This is a genomic window from Candidatus Mycoplasma haematohominis, from assembly GCF_902712995.1.
GTDB classification, from domain to species: domain Bacteria; phylum Bacillota_I; class Bacilli_A; order Mycoplasmatales; family Mycoplasmoidaceae; genus Eperythrozoon_B; species Eperythrozoon_B haematohominis.
In genome coordinates this window covers 17568-37458 of record NZ_CACTIB010000008.1, presented here as the reverse complement: position 1 = coordinate 37458, position 19891 = coordinate 17568, and the positions used below count along the sequence as shown (strand labels likewise).

At 31.6% G+C, this 19891-nt stretch carries 22 protein-coding genes and 1 other RNA gene; 17 read left to right on the top strand and 6 right to left on the bottom strand.

The annotated features are described in order from the left end of the window. Positions 1-30: 30 nt before the first annotated feature. Together topA and mnmG are read left to right on the top strand one after the other, a co-directional pair. Positions 31-2355, top strand: coding sequence for a type I DNA topoisomerase (topA, locus tag H6411_RS00965; protein ID WP_216082789.1), 2325 nt, complete (start codon positions 31-33; stop codon positions 2353-2355). Then, a complete protein-coding gene (mnmG, locus tag H6411_RS00960; protein ID WP_216082788.1) occupies positions 2324-4216 on the top strand; it encodes a tRNA uridine-5-carboxymethylaminomethyl(34) synthesis enzyme MnmG in 1893 nt (630 codons plus the stop codon). Before topA ends, mnmG begins: the two co-directional genes overlap by 32 nt. Here mnmG and H6411_RS00955 read toward each other — a convergent pair. Together H6411_RS00955 and H6411_RS00950 are read right to left on the bottom strand one after the other, a co-directional pair. Next, positions 4151-4447, bottom strand: coding sequence for a hypothetical protein (locus H6411_RS00955; protein ID WP_216082787.1), 297 nt, complete (start codon positions 4445-4447; stop codon positions 4151-4153). The two genes, mnmG and H6411_RS00955, sit on opposite strands and share 66 nt — an antisense overlap. Further along, entirely contained in the window at positions 4434-4976 is a 543-nt protein-coding gene (locus tag H6411_RS00950; RefSeq protein ID WP_216082786.1) for a hypothetical protein, read from the bottom strand. The genes H6411_RS00955 and H6411_RS00950 overlap by 14 nt, the downstream gene beginning before the upstream one ends. 350 nt (positions 4977-5326) lie before the next feature. Between H6411_RS00950 and H6411_RS00945 the strand changes: the two genes are divergently transcribed. Beyond that, a complete protein-coding gene (locus H6411_RS00945; RefSeq protein ID WP_216082785.1) occupies positions 5327-5587 on the top strand; it encodes an HPr family phosphocarrier protein in 261 nt (86 codons plus the stop codon). Here H6411_RS00945 and ffs read toward each other — a convergent pair. From ffs to trpS, 3 genes are all read right to left on the bottom strand, one after another. Further along, positions 5584-5679, bottom strand: an RNA gene (gene ffs, locus H6411_RS00940) — signal recognition particle sRNA small type. The two genes, H6411_RS00945 and ffs, sit on opposite strands and share 4 nt — an antisense overlap. Next, positions 5680-7293, bottom strand: a complete 1614-nt coding sequence (locus H6411_RS00935) for a phosphohexomutase domain-containing protein (protein WP_216082784.1) — start codon at positions 7291-7293, stop codon at positions 5680-5682. It lies immediately after the preceding RNA gene. 2 nt (positions 7294-7295) lie between these two features. Beyond that, entirely contained in the window at positions 7296-8318 is a 1023-nt protein-coding gene (gene trpS / locus H6411_RS00930) for a tryptophan--tRNA ligase (protein ID WP_216082783.1), read from the bottom strand. 20 nt (positions 8319-8338) lie between these two features. On the opposite strand from trpS, the gene ychF reads away from it, so the two are divergent. The 6 genes from ychF to H6411_RS00900 all read left to right on the top strand — a co-directional run bounded on the left by ychF (position 8339) and on the right by H6411_RS00900 (position 12664). Then, a complete protein-coding gene (gene ychF / locus H6411_RS00925) occupies positions 8339-9409 on the top strand; it encodes a redox-regulated ATPase YchF (RefSeq protein WP_216082782.1) in 1071 nt (356 codons plus the stop codon). 45 nt (positions 9410-9454) lie between these two features. Continuing rightward, the gene (locus H6411_RS00920; RefSeq protein ID WP_369408477.1) at positions 9455-10042 is read left to right on the top strand and encodes a thymidine kinase; all 588 of its coding nucleotides are present in this window, start codon (positions 9455-9457) and stop codon (positions 10040-10042) included. A 9-nt stretch (positions 10043-10051) separates the two neighbouring features. Continuing rightward, complete coding sequence (locus H6411_RS00915; RefSeq protein WP_216082780.1) at positions 10052-10675, top strand: thymidine kinase; 624 nt, start codon at positions 10052-10054, stop codon at positions 10673-10675. A 166-nt stretch (positions 10676-10841) separates the two neighbouring features. Beyond that, positions 10842-11588: a hypothetical protein gene (locus H6411_RS00910; protein WP_216082779.1), complete on the top strand. Its 747-nt coding sequence runs from the start codon at positions 10842-10844 to the stop codon at positions 11586-11588. An 85-nt stretch (positions 11589-11673) separates the two neighbouring features. Continuing rightward, a complete protein-coding gene (locus H6411_RS00905) occupies positions 11674-11889 on the top strand; it encodes a hypothetical protein (RefSeq protein ID WP_216082778.1) in 216 nt (71 codons plus the stop codon). Positions 11890-11923: 34 nt separating this feature from the next. Next, positions 11924-12664: a hypothetical protein gene (locus H6411_RS00900; RefSeq protein ID WP_216082777.1), complete on the top strand. Its 741-nt coding sequence runs from the start codon at positions 11924-11926 to the stop codon at positions 12662-12664. Between the two features lie 107 nt (positions 12665-12771). On the opposite strand, the gene H6411_RS00895 is transcribed toward H6411_RS00900, so the two are convergent. Beyond that, entirely contained in the window at positions 12772-13143 is a 372-nt protein-coding gene (locus H6411_RS00895) for a hypothetical protein (RefSeq protein ID WP_216082776.1), read from the bottom strand. A gap of 4 nt (positions 13144-13147) precedes the next feature. Between H6411_RS00895 and H6411_RS00890 the strand changes: the two genes are divergently transcribed. The 8 genes from H6411_RS00890 to tpiA all read left to right on the top strand — a co-directional run bounded on the left by H6411_RS00890 (position 13148) and on the right by tpiA (position 19831). Further along, complete coding sequence (locus H6411_RS00890; protein ID WP_216082775.1) at positions 13148-13630, top strand: hypothetical protein; 483 nt, start codon at positions 13148-13150, stop codon at positions 13628-13630. A gap of 101 nt (positions 13631-13731) precedes the next feature. Then, on the top strand, positions 13732-14433 hold the full coding sequence (locus H6411_RS00885) for a purine-nucleoside phosphorylase (protein ID WP_216082774.1): 702 nt from the start codon (positions 13732-13734) through the stop codon (positions 14431-14433). 1 nt (position 14434) lies between these two features. After that, positions 14435-15187: an NAD(+)/NADH kinase gene (locus H6411_RS00880; RefSeq protein ID WP_216082773.1), complete on the top strand. Its 753-nt coding sequence runs from the start codon at positions 14435-14437 to the stop codon at positions 15185-15187. After that, on the top strand, positions 15180-15707 hold the full coding sequence (locus H6411_RS00875; protein WP_216082772.1) for a hypothetical protein: 528 nt from the start codon (positions 15180-15182) through the stop codon (positions 15705-15707). Before H6411_RS00880 ends, H6411_RS00875 begins: the two co-directional genes overlap by 8 nt. Next, positions 15707-17509 (top strand): translation elongation factor 4, encoded by a 1803-nt coding sequence (lepA, locus tag H6411_RS00870; protein WP_369408476.1) that lies wholly within the window; start codon positions 15707-15709, stop codon positions 17507-17509. The genes H6411_RS00875 and lepA overlap by 1 nt, the downstream gene beginning before the upstream one ends. Positions 17510-17527: 18 nt before the next feature. Continuing rightward, positions 17528-18208 (top strand): hypothetical protein, encoded by a 681-nt coding sequence (locus tag H6411_RS00865; RefSeq protein ID WP_216082771.1) that lies wholly within the window; start codon positions 17528-17530, stop codon positions 18206-18208. A 3-nt stretch (positions 18209-18211) separates the two neighbouring features. After that, on the top strand, positions 18212-19093 hold the full coding sequence (locus H6411_RS00860; RefSeq protein ID WP_216082770.1) for a hypothetical protein: 882 nt from the start codon (positions 18212-18214) through the stop codon (positions 19091-19093). A gap of 30 nt (positions 19094-19123) precedes the next feature. After that, positions 19124-19831 (top strand): triose-phosphate isomerase, encoded by a 708-nt coding sequence (tpiA, locus tag H6411_RS00855; protein ID WP_216082769.1) that lies wholly within the window; start codon positions 19124-19126, stop codon positions 19829-19831. Positions 19832-19891 lie beyond the last annotated feature (60 nt).

Here is a 19891-nt window from a genome sequence, read left to right as displayed (position 1 = left end):
GGTAATCTGTAAGAGAACATAACAAGCACTATGAAACATTCTTTGATGCTTATTGAGTCTCCGAACAAGATTAATACGATTAGTAGATACCTAAAAGATACCAATATAAAAATATTGGCCACCATAGGCCATATTAGAGAATTGGATGAGAAGAGCTTTAAAGGATTAGGTTTTGATGAAACAACCTATGAAATGAAGTGAAGGAATGATTCTGAGAGAACTTTTAAAGGAAAAAAATTTGATGTCATAGAAACTATAAATGCAGCAGCAGATGCTTCAGATGAAATCTTTCTATCTACTGACCCAGATAGAGAAGGAGAAGCTATCTCATGACATATCTATTCTGTTCTTAATGAAAAAAATAAGAAGAAATGCAAAAGAGTTGTATTCAATGAGATTACTAAGGACGCAATAACTAAAGCTCTTTCTTCGCCTAGATCATTAGATCAAAACCAAATTAACTCTTATTTAGCTCGAAAACTATTAGACAGAGGATTAGGTTTCAAACTATCTGATTTTGCTCAGAAAGCTATAGGTGGAGTAAGTGCCGGAAGAGTTCAGTCAATAGCTCTTAAATTCTTAAAAGATAAATATGAGGAAATAAAAGCTTTTGTTCCTGAACACTGATTCAATATATACGTCCTATTAGAGAATGGACTAGAGTTGAATCTTAAAAAGCTAGCAGATAAAGGCTACAAACTTAAGGATCATAAGGATGGTTCTATAAATTTTGTAAATGAAGAAGATGCAAAGAAATTCCTATCAACACTAGATAACTACTTTATCTTAGAGAAAGTAGATGATCCAAAGCAGGAGAAACAGAAACCTCCTAAAGCTTTTAAGACTTCTACTATGCAAAGCACTGCTATTATCAAACTTCATATGGCTGTTTCTACAGTTGATAGAACAGCACAAATGCTATATGAAGGAGTGGAAATAGATGGAGAAGCTATATCTTTAATTACCTATCCAAGAACAGATAGAGAGGATTTATCTGAAACCTTTGTTGAACATACACAAACATGATTATTTAAAGAATTCGGAAAAGAATATATAGCAGATAAATCTAAGAGCGTAAAAGAGAAAAAAACTAAAGATAAAGAGTTATTAGTACAGGGAGCTCATGAAGGAATCAGACCAACATATATACATATAACACCTGATTCTCTTGATGGAAAGATAGAAAAAGACGCTTTACGTCTCTATAGATTGATTTGACTATATGCAGTTTCTTCTTTAATGAAGGACGCAATATACAACAATGTTCTATATCACTTTGATAACAACAAAAATAAATTCACTACTAATAACCGAATAGAGAAATTCGAAGGTTTCAAAGCTCTATTTAAGAGATATAGCCAAGAAGAGAATTTACTGAAAGAGGATGATTTCCCAGATTTAAAAGTTGGAGAGAAATATAAAGACAAGATCAAAGAAGTAAAAAGAGTAGATAAGAGACCACCTAGTCCTTACACGGAATCTACACTTATTAAATCTTTAGAGGAAAAAGGGATAGGAAGACCATCTACCTATTCTCACATAGTAAATATTGTTGTCAAAAGAGAATACGCAAATAAAGACTCCGGAAAACTAATAATTACTGATTTAGGTCTGAAGATGTCCGAGGATCTAGAGAAGTTCTTTCCAAACATCATGCAGTATGACTATACGAGAAACATGGAACAAGAATTAGACAATATTTCCGAGAACAAATCTAATTGAAAAACATTTCTAGATAAAGTATTCCAGATATTCAATGAGGAATTAAATAAAGCTAATAAAGTTGCATTCGGTAATTGTCCAGAATGTGGAGCAGAGCTAAAAGCTAGATTTTCTGTAAAAACAAAGAGTCATTTCATAGGTTGCACTAATTATCCAAAATGTAAATATATAGGAAGGATAAATAAAGTAGAAGCTAATAAATCTTCAGTAGAAGAAATAGGTGAGTTATGTCCGGATTGTCAAGGAGCTCTAGTTAAGAAAAAAAATAAATGAGGTAGTTTTTTTATTAGTTGTTCTAAGTATCCAGAGTGCAAATACATAAGAAGCTTAAATCCAAGACCAGCTAAAGAACCTGTAGGTAGGAATTGTCCAGATTGTGGTGCAGAATTATTCAAGAGATTTAATAAGTGGAATAGACCATTTATTTGTTGTTCTAAATATCCTGATTGTAAGTACTTGGAATCTATAGAAGAAAAAGAAGAATTAGATGAAAAGTGTCCTGAATGCTCTAGTTTTCTTTGAAAATTAGTAGGAAAATACAATAAACCATATATTAAATGTAGTTCTTCTACATGTAAATACACAAGAAGAATAGCTAAGTATGAAAAATCAAATACCAAAAAAACAAAATAATTCCTTTGATGTAATAGTCATAGGGGCAGGTCATGCAGGTCTTGAAGCTGCATTTGTTGCTTCTAAATTAGGTTTAAAAGTAGGATTATTTAATTTAAATACTAGAAATATAGCTAATTTACCTTGCAATCCTTCTATAGGAGGGCCGGCCAAAGGAGTAGTAACAAGAGAAATAGATGCTTTAGGAGGAATACAAGCTATAGCTGCAGATGCCAACAAAATACAAATAAAGAAGTTAAATTATTCCAAAGGGCCTGGAGTATGAGCCTATAGAGCACAGATAGATAAAGAAACTTATCATTCTTGATTCTTAGAACAAATAGAAAAAGAACAGAATTTACATTTAGTTCTAGAAGAAGTAATTTCTTTAGAAAGAGAATTAATAGATGAACAGTGAAGAATAACAGGGGTTCAAACTAATAATGCTTTCTATATATGTAAAGCAGTAATAGTAACTACAGGTACGTACTTAAAAGCAGAACTGTACAGAGAAAAGAAATTTGCTGATTCAGGCCCAGAAGATAATCCGGCAAGTAATAAGTTATCTGATATCTTCAAATCCTGAGATATAGATCTATTAAGACTAAAAACAGGAACTCCTCCAAGAGTTTATAAAGACTCTATAGATTTTTCTTCCTTAGAAAGAGATGACAATAACAATGACTCTATTTCTTTCTCTTTTAGGGAACCTAAATCACTTCCATTAGATGAACAACTATTTTGTTATCTAACAAACACAACAGAAGAAACCAAGAAGATAATATTGGATAATTTAGATGAATTAGGTACTTATAACGGAGCTATATGTGGAACAGGCCCTAGATATTGCCCAAGCATAGAAGATAAATACATTAAGTTTCCTAGTAGAGAAATACATCATATTTTTGTTGAACCAGTAGCCAGAAACTATGATTTTTATTATCTAGCAGGACTATCTACTTCTTTAAATAAAGATCTACAAGAAAAATTAGTAAGAAGTCTAAAAGGCTTTGAAAAAGCAAGAATTAAGAGTTATGCCTATTCAATAGTTTATGACGCTATAAACCCCATTCAATTACATAAGACTTTAGAGCTAAAGAAAATTTCAGGTCTATATTTCGCAGGACAAATAAATGGAACTTCAGGTTATGAAGAAGCAGCAGCACAGGGTCTGATTGCAGGTATTAATGCTTCTTTAAAAATTCTTGGTAAACCTCCTTTAGTACTAAGAAGAGATGAGGCATACATAGGAGTGATGATTGATGATCTTACTTCTAAAGGAGTAAGAGAACCATATAGATTACTGACTTCTAGAGCTGAATATAGATTACTTTTAAGAAATGACAATGCAGATGAAAGATTAATGTCAAAAGGTTTTGAAATAGGAACTATAGATAAAGAAACTTATCTTAGATTTAAAGCTACTCAGGAAGACATAGAACATAATATTTCTTTCTTAAAAAACAACTATGCATCTAAATACAGATTAACTACAGGAGAAGAAGGTCCTCTAACTATTTTTTCTTGATTATCTAGAACAACAAGTAAATATGAAATGGTTATAGAAGCCGCAGGAGATAAATTAAGACCTTTATCTCTTGAATCTATGGAGAAATTGATGATTAAGGTCAAATACGAAGGATATATAAAAAATCAGGAATCAAGAATTAATAAGGTAGAAAAGTGAAAGAAGATATCTCTATTAGGGATATCTGACTATAGAGAGATATCTAATTTATCTAGAGAAGCTATAGAGAAATTAAATTTAGAAAAACCCATAACAATTGATGATGCTATGCGTATTGAAGGAATAAATCTAAATGATATCTTCTGGATTAAAGCTTTTCTTGATGCTGATATTAAAGGAAGATCATACAGCTAATAATTCAAGCTTAGAATCGTAAGCTGGGCAGTATCCATCATATATATTGCATAGTCTTTTTCTTATATTTGGATCACTCTCTAAATCTATTAAATGCTTGATTAATGTTTTGCTGTCTTCTTTAGATAGATCAATAATCTTTTCTATACTTGCTTTCTCTATATATCCTGTTTCTTTTATTTGTTTGTATACCTTATCAGCTAATTTCTTTAGATTATTATTCGTTGACATATACTTTAAAACCTTTTCCTCTTTTTAAACATACTGTTTTGGCTGTTCCAAATTTCATATTAGCTTTTATTTCTTTTTTAGCATCTAGTATTTTCTGGTAGTTATTAAATTCATCTAGAACAATAAAAGCAAGGGAATATCTGTATCTAAGGTTAGGAACTATTGCACTTTTAGGATCTCTTACTGCAAAATCAAAATATCTTTGATCATATCAATGAGCTTCAAAATCTATATCTTTGAAAGTATTTTTCTTCTTAGTCTGTTTAAGTGCTTCATGTATAGCAATAATAAAATACTTATCTTTATCATTTCAGTTATCTAAATCATCAATACTTAATTGCAACCTATCTAATAGTTCACTGAATTCTTCGGGATAATTCTTAGTTAGAAAATCTATAGCCTTATTAAGTATCTCTGGCAGATTAACAAATGAGTTAGCAAAGGAGTGAAATATAGATTGTTTCTTTTCATTTTGAGATGCTTTTACTTCTGTTCAATTAGATGGATTATTAGCCTGGTATATGAGCATTACTCCTAGAGGGGAGATAAATATTAAGGATATTCAAGCTCAGACTACTCATTTAACTCCTTCATACTTAAGGCTTCAATTAATAAGGACAATGTTTATATAGATGTGAGTTAAAGCTGCAACAATTAGTAAATCTTTAAAAGAATTTGATTCAGCATGAGGCTTGGAGGTAATTAGTAGGTAATAAAACATTATGCAAGTGATAACGTTTGTAAAACCTACTAACGAACATAACTTTTTTATGTTCTCTAGTGATTGGTACTTATTGAGCAGTAAAACGTCTTTGATTTTTGATAATTTGTCTTTCATATAAAATAAACTGATATCTATCTTACTTAAATAAAGATTAAATGAAAAGTTTTAGCTACGTGATTAAAGATAAAGTGGGCGTGCACGCTAGACCAGCCAATAAATTAGTACAAGCTTTATCCAATTACAAATCTAAAGTAGTTATTAAATGTGGAGAGAAAGAAGCTAATGCTAAATCTATTATTAATTTGATGTCTTTAGGTTTACAACACAATTCACAAGTTGAATTTATAGTTGAAGGAGAAGATGAGGATAAAGTTGTAAGTGAATTGCCAGAATACCTAGCAAAAGAAAACTTTTAATTTAAAAAACCACTCCACACAAATTTCTCCTTAAGGCTGCTTTATTTCTAATCTGACCTGGTTCGGATAGTTTTGTTGAAATGGTATTTAAATTATATTTGAAATAAGCTGTCTAAGTGCGCTTTGAAGTTGTTTATAAATCTATTTAGTTCATTTTCTTTTTTTCAAAACAAGTTGTAATATATCTTCAATTTTGGTTCAGTTCTTGAATATCTAAACTTAATTCAACTATTCTGGTTCATAAATCAACTTACTATTCCCTGCTCTTGATCTATTTCTATTTTTTCTAAGGAGTAACCACTTAATTCAGATATTTTTTCCTTGACTTTCTCAGAGTCAGTTATTAAATCTAGATTTTTGTTATTGCCTTTATAGAAGTCAGTTAGTCCTTTTCATACTCCTACTGAACTAATTAACATATCTAGATATTTTTTTAAGTTATGTTTATTTGATTTACAGTAAGCTATTGCTTCTAAAAGATATGCTATTTGTTGATAACTATCTTTTTCTCTGTGTATTGGCTCTATAAGGGCACCCATTGCTTCTTCAAATGCAATCAATAAGTTATTTCCTTTTTTCTCCTCTCTATTTACTATTTCAGAGATATTTTTGAATCCAGTATTGGTTATGTGTATAGGAATATTGGGGAATAGTTTGTTTATTAGAGTATTAGTTACGTTTGTGCTTACTATATAAGTTTTTCCTAATTTTTTCTTAAATTGAACTTTGAAAGCAGCTGTAATAATTCCTATTTCATTTCCATTAAAGAAATATCAGGAACCATCTTCTTGTCTTTCTGCAATTGCTCCTCTATCTCCATCTAAATCTGATGCACACACATAATCTATATTTTCTTTTTCTGCTAATCTAATTACTTCTCTAAATGAACTTGCTTCTTCTGGATTAATTACATCTGTATCAGTATTACATTCCTTAAATTGAGTAAATCCTAGATCGTGCATCAACATCTTCATATTTTCCGCTGTAGTGCCATGATGTCCATCAAACAAAATTCTTATTTGGGATTTAATACCAGATGTTTCTTCATCTAATGCCGTTGCTATATTCTCAGCTGTTTCTTTAAAGTAATCATTTATTTCAGCTATTGTTATTCATTTCAGTTCATTCTTGTCTATATTCTCATTTACTTCCAATAGGATTGCTTCTTCTATTGAAGGAAGGCATTTAATTAAGTTTTTTTCTTCATGAACATCTAGTTGTTTTCCTAGAGAGTCATATAACTTCATTCCGTTGTAGTTAGCTGGATTATGCGAAGCAGTTATGTTTACAGCTCCATCTAAGCTTTTCTTTCTTATTAGATAGGAAACAATAGGTGTTGAAATGGCTCCATTATTTGGACCAACTATGTAACCATTTATTCCTTCTTTTAAAAGAGTAAATATTGCTTCTAAATACAGTCGATATCCATGTTCTCTTTTGTCGTAGACTACTAGTACAGATGGTTTTTCTTTTTTTTTCTTTAGATATGTGGAATACCCTTTAATTGCTCATCTACATGTAAATCTATTGAGCCTTTGAGTTCCTAATCCTACTATTGTCCTTATACCTGCTGTTCCAAAACGTAAAGGTTCTGGTTTAAATAGTTCTTGTTTTTCTTCTTCGGAATATCTCCGTAACTCGGCTTTTTCTTCTTCGGTTAATTGGGGGCTATCTAACCATGTCCGAAATATTTTTTCATAGTTCATCTCTACAATTCTTTTAGCTGAGCAAGCTTCTCTCTAGCTTTAGCTCTGCAATGACGATTATTTTTCTCTATTGCTTCTTTTAGAACTTCAAGATTTATTTGCTCGTATCTATCTTGTATTTCACTTATTTCCTTAATTACTAGTTCTGCTACTACTTCTTTTAGTTCTCTATAAGTGTCACTTTGTAGTCTGTCGCATGCTTCTTCTATTGAAATATTTGTAAGACTCGCATATATCTCTAACAAGTTTGTTATTCCTGGTTGATTAATAGGATCTATATTTATTTTTCCTATTGAATCAGTTTTAGCTTTCATAATTTTTTCTCTAATTGTTTCTAGATCATCATCTAGGAAAATAACTCCTTCGTAGCTCTTACTACTTTTAGACATTTTTATTTCTGGATTCTGTAGATCTTTTATTTTTATTCCCGCTTTATTGCCTTTTGGATTAAATGCTTTTGGTTTTTTAAACAGATTTACTTTGTATTTGTTGTTTATTCTTTCTGCTAAATCTATTGTTAATTCTAGATGTTGTGTTTGATCTTCGCCTAAAACTACATAGTCTGTATCGTACATCAATATATCTGCTGCCATTAATACTGGATAAGTTAGAAGACCTACTAGTGCCATTTCAGTTCCATTAGGTAACACAAACTGTTTACTTAAGTGTTTGTATTGAGTCATTCTTTGCAACTCTCCTAGAGTGGAGTGAGTTAGCAAAAAGTAGAAAAGTTCTAGATGTTCTTTGATTTCTGATTGGATAAAAACTTTGTTTTTTGTTGGATCTAATCCACATGCAGCATACATGCGAATTACATTCCATTTGTATTCATCTATCTTTTTGTAACTAGCTTCTTGCAAAGAAAGGGGTATTGTTACTGAATGTCAATCTGCAGCGAATAAATAACAGTCATAATTATCTTGTTCGTTGATAATCTTTTTAATTACTCCTAGATAGTTACCTAAGGTTAATCTATTAGTTGGTTGTATTCCAGTTAAGAGAATAGGTTTTGTGCTTCCTATCATAGATATTAAATATTAAACGTATGTCATTAGTAATGGGAATAGTCGGCTTGCCTAATGTCGGTAAATCATCTCTATTTAATGCACTTACAAAAGGAGATGCATTAGTAGAGAATAGGCCATTTGCAACGATAGATCCTAATCTAGGAGTAGTTAAGTTACCAGATTCTAGAGTGGATAGATTAGCCGAGATTATAAAGCCTCAGAAAACAACTCATTCTGTTGTTAAGTTTCTAGATATTGCTGGTTTAGTGAAAGGGGCATCAAAAGGAGAAGGATTGGGCAATAAGTTTTTAGAGAATATTAGAGGAGTAGATGCTATTTGTCTAGTAGTCAGAGCTTTCAATAATAAAGATGTATTTAGTGTTGTTGAATCTGATACAGCAGATCCTGTATTTGAAGCTCAGATAGTTTTATGTGAGTTAATTTATTCAGATTTAGAAATGGTTGAGAACATTTTGAGAAAGTTGAAGAGTAATGATCCGAGGGTAGAGCTTCTTAATAGATTAAAGAATCATCTTTCTGAAAATAAATTAGTTCTTAATTTTGAGTTAACTGATAAAGAAAAAGAATTATTAAAGATTTATTCTTTCTTAACTGATAAGCCCATGATAGTTCTGGCTAATACTGATGATAGTTCTGAATCAGTAGATCTATTAAAGGACATAGAGGTTTACTCTAAAGAATTAAATGCTTCTTTTCTGGATATGAATATTAAGTTAGAGAATGAAATTAGTTTTTTATCTGAGGAAGAGCAAATTGAGTTCTTATCAAGTGTTGGAAGAACTGAAACTTGTTTGAATAAATTAATCTCTTTAGCTTTTAAAAAATTAGGTCTATCTACTTTCTTTACAGCAGGAGTTAAGGAAGTTAGATCATGAACTTTTAGAAATGGATCTAATGCTGCAGAATGTGCTGGTTTAATACATACAGATATAGAGAGAGGTTTTATAAAAGCCAAAGTAGCTAAATACGAAGATTTTCTTGAATTTTCTGACTTTAAAACATTAAAGCAAGTTGGGAAATTGTCACTTGAAGGTAGGAATTATCTGATGCAGGATGGTGATGTTGTATTATTCGAATTTAATGTATAATTCGAGGTAATAACTCCTCATCAAACCATTAGCAAATAGTAAATAGTGAATCATAGAGAGGAGATTTTGGTTATTTGCGGCCCGATGTTTGCGGGCAAGAGTAATCAACTTCTTTTTCTTTTAGAAAGACTTAAATACGCAAAAATACCTTACATAGTTTTTAGACCTAATATAGATAGATATAAGGACTCCTTAGGTACTAGATTCTCAGATAGAAGAGAGCCATCTATCAGTATAGACATAAATAACCCTAAAGAGATTTATAAACATATAGATTTAGATAATTTGAAATTGCCTTTAACAGTTGTGGTTGATGAAGCTCAATTTTTTGAGAATAGTTTTTTAGATGTAGTTAGAGACTTAAATAGAAAAGGAGTTAGATTCATAATTGGTGGTTTAGATGTTGATGCTTGTAATAGACCATTTGGAGTTATGCCTCAATTACTTTCATTAGCTTCCAAAGTAATTAAGTTGAAAGCTGTTTGCGCTTTTTGTAAAGGAGATGCTTGAAAGACTACTTTAAAGAAAGCAGATCCTGGCATGAAAGACAAAAGTATAAAGTTGGATGAGGAAGACTTTATTCCTGTTTGTTCTGCTTGTTTTTATGAGAATAAGAAGAAATTGGAAGCTTAAATAAAGAATATGTCATACAGAGAGGAGATATTAGTTATCTGCGGTCCAATGTGGGCTGGAAAGAGTGGAACAGCCCTAATTCTTATCGATAAGTTGAAACATGCAAATATACCTTACTTAGTCTTTAGACCGAATATAGATAGGTATAAGGATTCTTTAGGTAGTAGATATATGCAAATGAAGATACCTGCTATCAGTATAGATGCTAAGAATCCTAAAGAAATCTATAACCACATAGATTTGAATAATCTTAAGTTGCCTTTAACTATTGTTATGGATGAAGCTCAGTTTTATTCAGATGATTTATTTGATGTTGTTCAGGATTTACATAGTAGAGGAGTTAGATTCATAATTGCAGGGCTGGAAATAGATGAGAATTTAAAACCTTTTGGAGTTATGCCTAAGATTTTGGCTATTGCTTCAAAAGTAGTTAAGTTAAGGGCTGTATGTGTTAATTGTGCTGATGATGCTTGAAGGTTAGCTCTAAAAGTAGATGCTCCTGAACCTAAGGTTAAGAACTTAAAAGTTGGAGATACTGATCTAAAGTTAGGTGGTGATGAAACTTTTGCTCCTATGTGTTCTGCTTGTTATTTTGAGAATTTATCTAAGTTACAAGAAAAGAATAAAAAGTAAATTTTTGAACTGTTAATAATTAATTTTTTAAAACCGTTTTTTCTCTTTGCCTGAGCTTAATTTGTCCTTCTTAAATCAATTTTTTTCAAAAAAATAATTTAATAAAGCGGCGATTTTTCACATAGAATTGCCGCTTCGAACAAAAAATAAATTTCGGATTTTTCTTATGTCGTGATTATATATTCCACCCCCCCTTCCTAAGGGTAGCTCTAAAGTAATAGTTGTACATTATCAACCACCAACTCCAAAAGCAACACCTAAACTTCTGGTTCCAGTTAAGAAAGATACAGAAGAGAAAAAAGAAGTAGCAAAGGAGCAAAATCAAGAAGAAAAACTTTTTGATTTGAAAATTGAGTTTCCAACACCTAAACAAAAAAATAATTTTGAAGGTTTTAATTTTGAGAATGGAAATTTAGAAGTACCACCGATAAATTGACAAGGTCAGTTTGATCCTCAAGATGTTAATTATGAAAATGAGGTAAATTTAGACTTATTTTGGGAAATATTTGAAAAAGAAGACAAAAATTTTTTAACTCTTCCAATTCTAGATTTAGGAAATGAAGTTTCAGTTTCTTCTTATAAGCAAGATTGATTTAAACCTAAAGAAGTAAATTTAGAACTACATTTAGAAGAGTGATCACCTGTTTCAAGAAAAAGAAACGATAATTGAATATCTTCTCTCTTATTAGGTTGCGGAGGGGTTTATATATTTCCTAAAGGCGAGGAGTGAATGTTTATTCAGTGTAGTGAGGGGGAAACAAATCAAGAAATTAGAAAACTAGTAGAAAAAACTAGACTTGAATTAAATAAGTCAGATGAAAGTTCAGCTGTGTCGGAAGCCCTTCTTAATCACGTTTTTTTATGAAATCCAAAAGATAAAGAAGAGATTCTGGTAAATGCGCTTGAAGTTTAATTTGCCTTTCTGAAATTGATTTTTTTCAAAAAAATAATTTAATAGAACGGTGATTTTTTATATAAAATCGCCTCTTTAATTAAAAATGACACCCCACATTTCAGCAACCAAAGGAGGAATTGCAAAACTATCTGTCTTATCAGGAGATTCTCTAAGAACAAAGCGAGTTGCAGAGAAGCAAGCAGCATGCGTGTTGACAGTCAGTGGCACAATTGGAGAACATAGAAAAATGACTTCTGAAGAAAGAGTTACTTGCCTAGAAAATATGATCTCAGTTGCCTTGGGTGGTTGCTGCAATTAGTAAATAAATTTTAAGTTTTTTATGTCAGCATGATTTGCTCTTAATTGAGAACTTCCCCCCCCCTAATGGTAGAGCTAAATTGACAGTTTCGTTTCAGCAAACAGATCCAGTAGTGATACCTAAACCTCCGGTTTTAGTTAAGAAGGAACCAGAAAAGAAAGAAGCGCCAGTAGGGCAAAAAAAACAGGAAAAGGAAAAAGAAGTTTCGGTAGAAGAAGCAGTCGATGTAAATATAGCTTTTGAATTTTGAAAAGAAAAACCATCCGACTTATCTAATTTATCTGTTGATTTAGGTGTAAATTCGATAGAAACAAGTGCATTACTGGAAACAGGTTTATTAGATATTTATCCTGAAGATTACAATGATGTTTATCCTCCAATAGAGGAATTTGGTTTAAGGCTACCAGAAAAACATATCCCTAGAACTTTGTATTTAGATTTGCGAGTATCTGAACCTAAATTCGTTGATTTTAATCTTCAAGAAATTCCTGCTCTTTATGTAGGCAATTGGTTGGATAGAAATGAACTTAGAACAGCCCTTTTCGCTTGTGGCGGACTTTCGTATTTTTCTGAAGGCAGAAAATGAAGTTTTAGTCAATGCGGAGAAAAAGGATTGGCAGAAGTACTTAGAAAATTAGTCGATGAAACTAGGTCTGTTTTAAATTCAGGAAATTATGGAGGAGATCTTGAAGTAGCAGAAGCGCTTTTAAAAGAATCATTTCTATGGAGTAGAGAAGATATGAAAGAAATAATAGAAGCGTCTAAAGAAGATTAATTTTTATAAAGTTTCAAATTGTTAATTGTTGTATTTTTAAGTTTTTCTTGTTTCTTTGACTGTAGGAAATTTCGTCTTCTTTTTCTAGTTTTTTCGGGTAGTTAAAACTATTTTTTTCAAAAAAATAATTTGATAAAGCGGCGATTTTTTATATAGAATCATCGCTTCAACCAAAAAATAAACTTTAGATTTTTCTTATGTCAGCGTGATTTAGTCTTAATTGAGATCACCCCCCCCCTTCCTAAAGGTAGTGGCATAACAACAGTTTCGTATCAATCACCAACAACTCCAAAAGCAACACCTAAGGCTAAAGAAAATTTAGTTAAGGATAAGAAAGAAGAGAAAAAGGAAGCGGCAGAGAAGAAAAGCCGCAGAGACGAAGAACTTCCTAGCTTAAAAATTACGTTTCCAGAAATAAATGAGAAAGATGATTTTGTAGATTTTCATTTTGGGCATGGAAATTTAGAAATACCACCCATAAATTTGCAAGATCAGTTTGATCTGCAAGATTTTGACTATGAAAATGAGGTAAATTTAAACCTATTTTCGGGAATATTTGAAAAAGAAGAAAAAGGCTTTTTAACCCCTTCAATTTTAGATTTAAGAGATGAAGATTGAGTTTTTTCTTACAAGCAAGATGTATTTGAACCTAAAGAAATAAATTTAAAACTACATTTTGAAGAGTGATCGCCTGTTTCAAAAAAACGAACAGGTGATTGAACATCTGCTCTCTTATTAGGTTGTGGAGGAGTTTATATATTCCCTGCTGAAGGTAAAGGATGAATTTTTATTCAATGCGGCGAGGGGAAGACAGATTTAAAAATTAGAGAATTAGTAGAAGAAACCAGACGTGGATTAAATAAGCAAGATGAAAGTTCAGACGTATCAGAAGCCCTTCTTAAACATGTTTTTTTATGAAGTTCGGAAGATAAAGAAGAAATTCTGAAAAAAGTTCTCGAAGATTAATTTTTTGTTGACACTTAATTTGTTTTTCTAAAACTAACTTTTCTAAAAAAATAACTTAGTAAGGTTGTGGTTTTTTAATATAATTATTTTTTTAAGACAAAATGACTCCTCACATTTCAGCAGCTAAAGAAGAAATTGCAAAACTAGTTTTCTTAGCCGGTGATCCTTTAAGAGCAAAATGAGTTGCTGAAAAGTATCTTCAAAATTACAAGTTAGTTAGTTCAGTAAGAAATATTTATTTCTATACAGGAGAGTACAACGGCAAAAGAATTACAGTTGGAGCCTCAGGTATGGGATATGGTTCAATGGGTATTTATGCACATGAACTATTTAACTTTTATGATGTTGATGCAATAGTAAGAATCGGTAGTTGTGGAGCTTACTCTAAAGACTTAAAAGTAGGAAGTGTTGTTATTGTTGATAAATCTAAAGCTGATTCATCTTCATATGCTGAAGTATCAGCTGGAGAAAGTTATGACACCATCTCACCTTCAGGAGATCTAGACAAAAAAATAGAGGCTTTTGCTAAAGAAAAAGGTATTCAAACATTTAGAGGAAACGTGCACAGCTCTAATGTTTTCTATTCTTCATTAGATTTAGAAAAAACTATTAAAGAAAAAGAAGTGATTGCCGTTGAAATGGAATCATTTGCTTTATTTGTAGAAGCAAAAAGAGCTAATAAACAAGCAGCATGTATACTGACAGTTAGTGATATAGTAGGAGGAAACGAAAAAATGACTCCCGAGGAGAGAGTGACTTGTTTAGAGAATATGATCTCTGTTGCATTGGGCGGTTGTTGTTAGGTTGCTGTATAAGATTTTTGATTTCAAAGGAAAACAGAATAATTCAATATTCTTAGAGTTAAATAAGTTTCTTAATTCACAAGGATATATTTACTCTGAAGATGATTTTGAATACCTATTTGTAATTGGAGGAGATGGTAGTTTTATACACTTTGCCAAAGAATATGCTTTTAAATCTAAAAAGATAATTGGAATTAAATCAGGAAACTTAACCTTCATTCCTGATTTTTCTATTCCTGAACTTAATTTAAATAGTCTTGAATTTGTAGATATAGAGTTATTGCAGTTAGAGATATCAGGAAATAACTATTATGCATTCAATGACATATATATTTCAGGTTCGCTATTTTTAGAAGCTGAAATATATATAAATAATTTTTTTTTAGATTTATTTAAAGGCTCAGGTTTGCTATTAGCTACTCAAAAAGGCAGTACTGGTAAAAATAAATCTTTAGGCGGCCCTATACTTGCTCCAGAGTCTAATCTTTGATTAATTAATGAAATAGGAGCTAATAATACAAATAAAAATAGATCCTTAGATTGTCCTATAGTGTTAAAAGAGGAAGACTATATAGAGATTAGGATACCTAAATCGGAAAATTATAGGATATATATAGATGGAAGAGATATAAATATATCTTCAGAATTAACTCTAAAAGTAAAACTTATTAAGGGCAATAGTAAAGTAGTAAAAAGCGCATGAAATACTTATGCTAATAAGTTATCTGACACATTCTTAAATCATCATGGCTAGCTTAGCGGAAAAAATGGCGTCAGCTAAGAAATTAGCTGGTTCAATTTCTAAAAAAATTAAAGATACTCAGACTAAATCAGCTGCAGGAATAAAGTTGGTGAACAAGAATATTAGTTCATCGATTCAGAAAGGCAAACAAGTTAAAGATAAATACAAATCTATAATTGCTCAGAATGATTTCCTTGTTTTTTATTTAACTAAGAGATCAGACAATAAAGAGTTTGTAGAACTAGGCAAGACTAATGCAGAAGAATCAGCTAAGAAATTATTAGAGGGATTAGGAGGAGCTAAGAACATTATTAAAGTAAAGAGAACTATCTATACAGTTACTGTTTTTTTTAGAAGCCACTATAGATTGAATAAAGAACTATTAGCAGAATGTGGAGGTCTAGGATTATGAATAGGAGATCACCAATTAACTCTTGTATTTGATTGAACTGAGACCAAACATATAGCTACTTATTTAAATAATCACTCTGTAGAAGCTAAAGTGGATTTCATACCATTGGATATTGATTAGTGAAGACTAGTCCTCCATTAATCAAGAATTTTTGTATTATTGCGCACATTGATCATGGTAAGACTACTCTGTCTGACAGATTAATCGAAATAACTTCAGCTCTCTCAGATAGGGAGATGAAGCCTCAAATTCTAGACTCTATGGATCTAGAAAGAGAAAGGGGGATAACTATTAAGTTAAATGCTGTTAGGTTGATCTATAAGAAAGGCACAGAACAGGAAACACAGCTTAACTTAATAGATACTCCAGGTCATGCTGACTTTAGTTATGAAGTTTCTAGATCACTTTCTGCATGCGAAGGAACAATACTAGTTATTGATGCTACACAGGGAATACAGGCACAAACTATCTCTAACTTTTTTTTAGCTCTTAAAGCTAATCTGAAGATAGTAGTAGCTATCAACAAGATAGATATGCCTGCTGCTAGATTAGAAATGGTTCATCAACAAATAAAAGATAAATTAGGTTTAAATCCAGAAGAAGCTATACCTATTTCAGCTAAATCAGGAATGGGAGTAGACACTCTACTGGATACTTGTATATCTAAATTCCCTTCTGCTTCTACAGATGTAAATAAACCACTTAAAGCTCTAATTTTTGATTCATATTATGACCCTTTTAAGGGAGTAATAATATTCATTCGAATATTTGAAGGAATTCTTAGAACAGGAGATCGTATTAAGTTCATGAGATTCAATAACTCAGCAGATGTTATTGATTTAGGTATTAAGACTCCTAAGATGGTCTCTATAAAAGAGTTAAGAGCAGGAGAAGTAGGATGAGTTAGTGCTAATGTAAAGAATTTAAAGGAAGTAAAGACAGGAGATACTATCACTCTTGCTGATACTCCTTGTTTAGAACCTTTACCTGGTTATGAGGATGTGTTACCAATGGTTTATTCTTCTTTCTTTCCAGTCGAGACAGAGAAGAAAAATTTGTTTAAGTCTGCAGTAGAAAAATTATCTCTTTCTGATGGTTCATTTGAGTATCAATATGAATCATCTCCTTCTCTAGGTTTTGGTTGTAGATGTGGTTTCCTAGGGCTATTACATCTAGAGATTATTAAGGAAAGATTATCTAGAGAGTATGGAATGACTGTTATTGTTACTAATCCAGCGGTTAAGTATGAAGTTCATTTAACTAATGGAGAATATTTCTATCTAACTTCTCCTTCTGATTTACCAGATCCAACTAAGGTTGCTCTTATTAAGGAACCTTATGTAGCAGCTGAAATAAATACTCCTAAGGAGCATATAGGGAAAATAATGGAATTATTAGAACGTTTTAGAGCTAGATATGTTGATTTGGAATATCTAAGTGCAGATCAAGCAACACTTAAATACGAATTACCTTTAAGTGAAATTATTCAGGATTTCTATGACGCCATAAAAACTATTACTCATGGATATGGAGTTATAGATTATGAGTTGATAGGTTATAAGGAAAATAAATTAGTAAAAGTTGACATACTAATAAATGGATTAATAGCTCCTTCTTTTTCATTTATTTCAGAACCAGGAGATTCTGCATATAGAAAAGGAAAAAAATTAGTTGATAAACTTAAAGAAAATATTTCTCCACATTTGTTTGAAATAACAATTCAAGCAGTAATTAACAATAGAGTTATATGTAGGGAAGATATCAGAGCTTTAAGAAAAAATGTTACTGCTAAATGCTACGGAGGAGATATAACAAGAAAAAAGAAGTTATGAGAACAACAAAAACAGGGTAAGAAGAAAATGAAGCAAATTGGAAAGGTTAGTTTACCACCTAATATATTTGAAAAGGTTTTTAAGAATTAAAATCCTTAAGTAATCGAAGTGTCAGATATTCAAGAAATCAAAGAGAGAATAGCTCGAGTAATTGAGTCTTTGGGTGAAATAGATCCAAATCCCGATCTATCTCAAGTTCTGGATGCAATTGCTAGTGAAGGAAAGAGAATGAAGGATGAGTATTCCAACATCTCTGATGATATCAAGAAGAAGTTTTTTGAGGTTGTAATGCAGATTAATGATAGGAAAGTAGAGGCTGCAAAGATAGATATTGATTTATTGAAAAAAGAGAAGGAATTGAATAGATATTGCTCTATTTATGCTAAGGTTCCTCCTTTACAAGAAAATGTGCATGATAAGGAGTATCAATATTTTTTAAGTAAATACGAACAAGGAGTTCAGTTGTCTCAAGAAATTTCTAGTCTTACTTTTAAAGCAACTGATCTTTTAAATACACAAAAAGTTCTAGATACTGCTTTTTCTGCAAGCATCATTGAAATTGATTATTTGATAAGAAGACTGGAAGATATTATTAAGACATTTAGATATGTTAAAACTCCTGAGTTAATAGAAAGTTATAAAAATAGATATTGCGCCTATAAAGATTTACAGAAGTTAATTGACGAAAAGAACAGGGAGTTTGATGAAACACTGGAAAGAATGAGCAGTGTTATCCCCCTTTCAAGTAGGAAAAAACCACTCGCTAAATCTGAGGTTCTCAAGACTTAGATAATGGAGACAGACCTTAATTTACAAGATTTATCACAAGAACAGATTCAAACTGAAACCCTAACCTCAGATAGTAAAGAAGCAGAAGCTAGAGCTCAGAAAATACAGAAAATAAAGGATAGAAATGAGAAGATTTGCAAAGAAGCTTTAAGGAACATAGTAAGAGTTCGAATGTTTTGAACTCTAGTTTTTATGCTATTGGTTCTTGCTATGGCTTTCTTTTGGTATTGGTATTATGCTATGCAGGGTAAAGACAAAACACTGTGAGCTAATGGTTTATTTCCTGCTTTGCTGCTTGGATCTGAGTTTATTGTTTTCTCGTGCGCAAGGATAATAGGTTCAGGGAGTATCAAGAAAAGATTGTTGGGAAGAAATAAGTGTTTAGCTGATTTTCCTAAACAGTCAACTCCAGTTATAAGAGAACTTTATCTTTTGTATTGTGAAAGAAGATGTTTACATTTCTGGACTACTCTTGGCTTTGGCGCTCTATTTCTAGTTCATATTCTCTATGTGTTGCTTGGAATTGGTATTGATGCTGCTGTTAATACAGGCGCGCCTAAGAACTCAAAAATTTTTCAAGAATGAGACTTGGAAAAATTTGACTGATCCCACTATGTATTTTTCATAGCTGCTTTCTTTTCACTGTTGAACCTACTTCAATATTTCATGTTTAAATCAGGAAATGACAGGATAATAAAGGCTTTAGAAGATAATTTTGGTAGAGAAAAATTAGTAGATGAGTGTATGTATTGTCATAAGATGCATAAAGTTAATTTCAGATATAAAACAGTCTTTTTTATTGTCGTTTGTTTTCAAGGATGTCTTTTTTACTTGTTGTTCAAAAGGATGCTATGCACGATTTTTGACAAAAGTTTTTTGCTGTAAAATAAAAACTAGGCAATTCATCTTTTAATTATGAAAATCATCTTCGGTAATCTGAAAATGAATTTCCTTTACAGGGATTTTCAAAATTACATTGAAGAAATGAGAATCCTTATGGCTAAGGAACCCCCTAAAACTTTAGTTGGTATTGCTGTTCCTTATATTTATCTGAAAGAAGCTGCTCAGAAAGTGGGAGCAGATATAAAAGTATTGGCACAAGATTTACATCCTGCCGACAAAGGTGCTTTTACTTCTCAGATTTCTGCCGCTCAAATAGCTTCTATTGAAGTTCCCGCTACTCTTATTGGTCATTCAGAATGTAGAGCTCTTAGTCAGAATGCAATAGTTATTACCAACAAAGTTAGATCAGCTCTAGATCAAGGTCTAGAAGTTATCTATTGTTGCGGAAAAGATCCAGTGAATGAAGTTACTGAAGAGTTGAAATCTTTAAGTGAGGAGGACTGAAAGAAAGTAATTATCGCTTATGAACCAATTAGTGCAATTGGTAGCGGATCAGCAATGGACGCTTCTACGGCTGCAGGTATTCTGAGACAAATAAAAGATGCTATATCTATGAAGTGAGGGGCGCAAACAGCTTCAACTGTTAGATTCTTGTACGGAGGGTCAGTTAATGCTAAGAATTACAAGACTTATTTAGATGAAGCAAATATTGATGGAGTTCTCGTTGGTGGAGCTAGCTTGAAGATTGAAGAATTTTGAGATATGGCCACCCTTAAATAAAGTAATTTTGAAGCAAATTTACAGAAAAGTGATATTCGGTAGTTGTTTTTGCTTACTTTA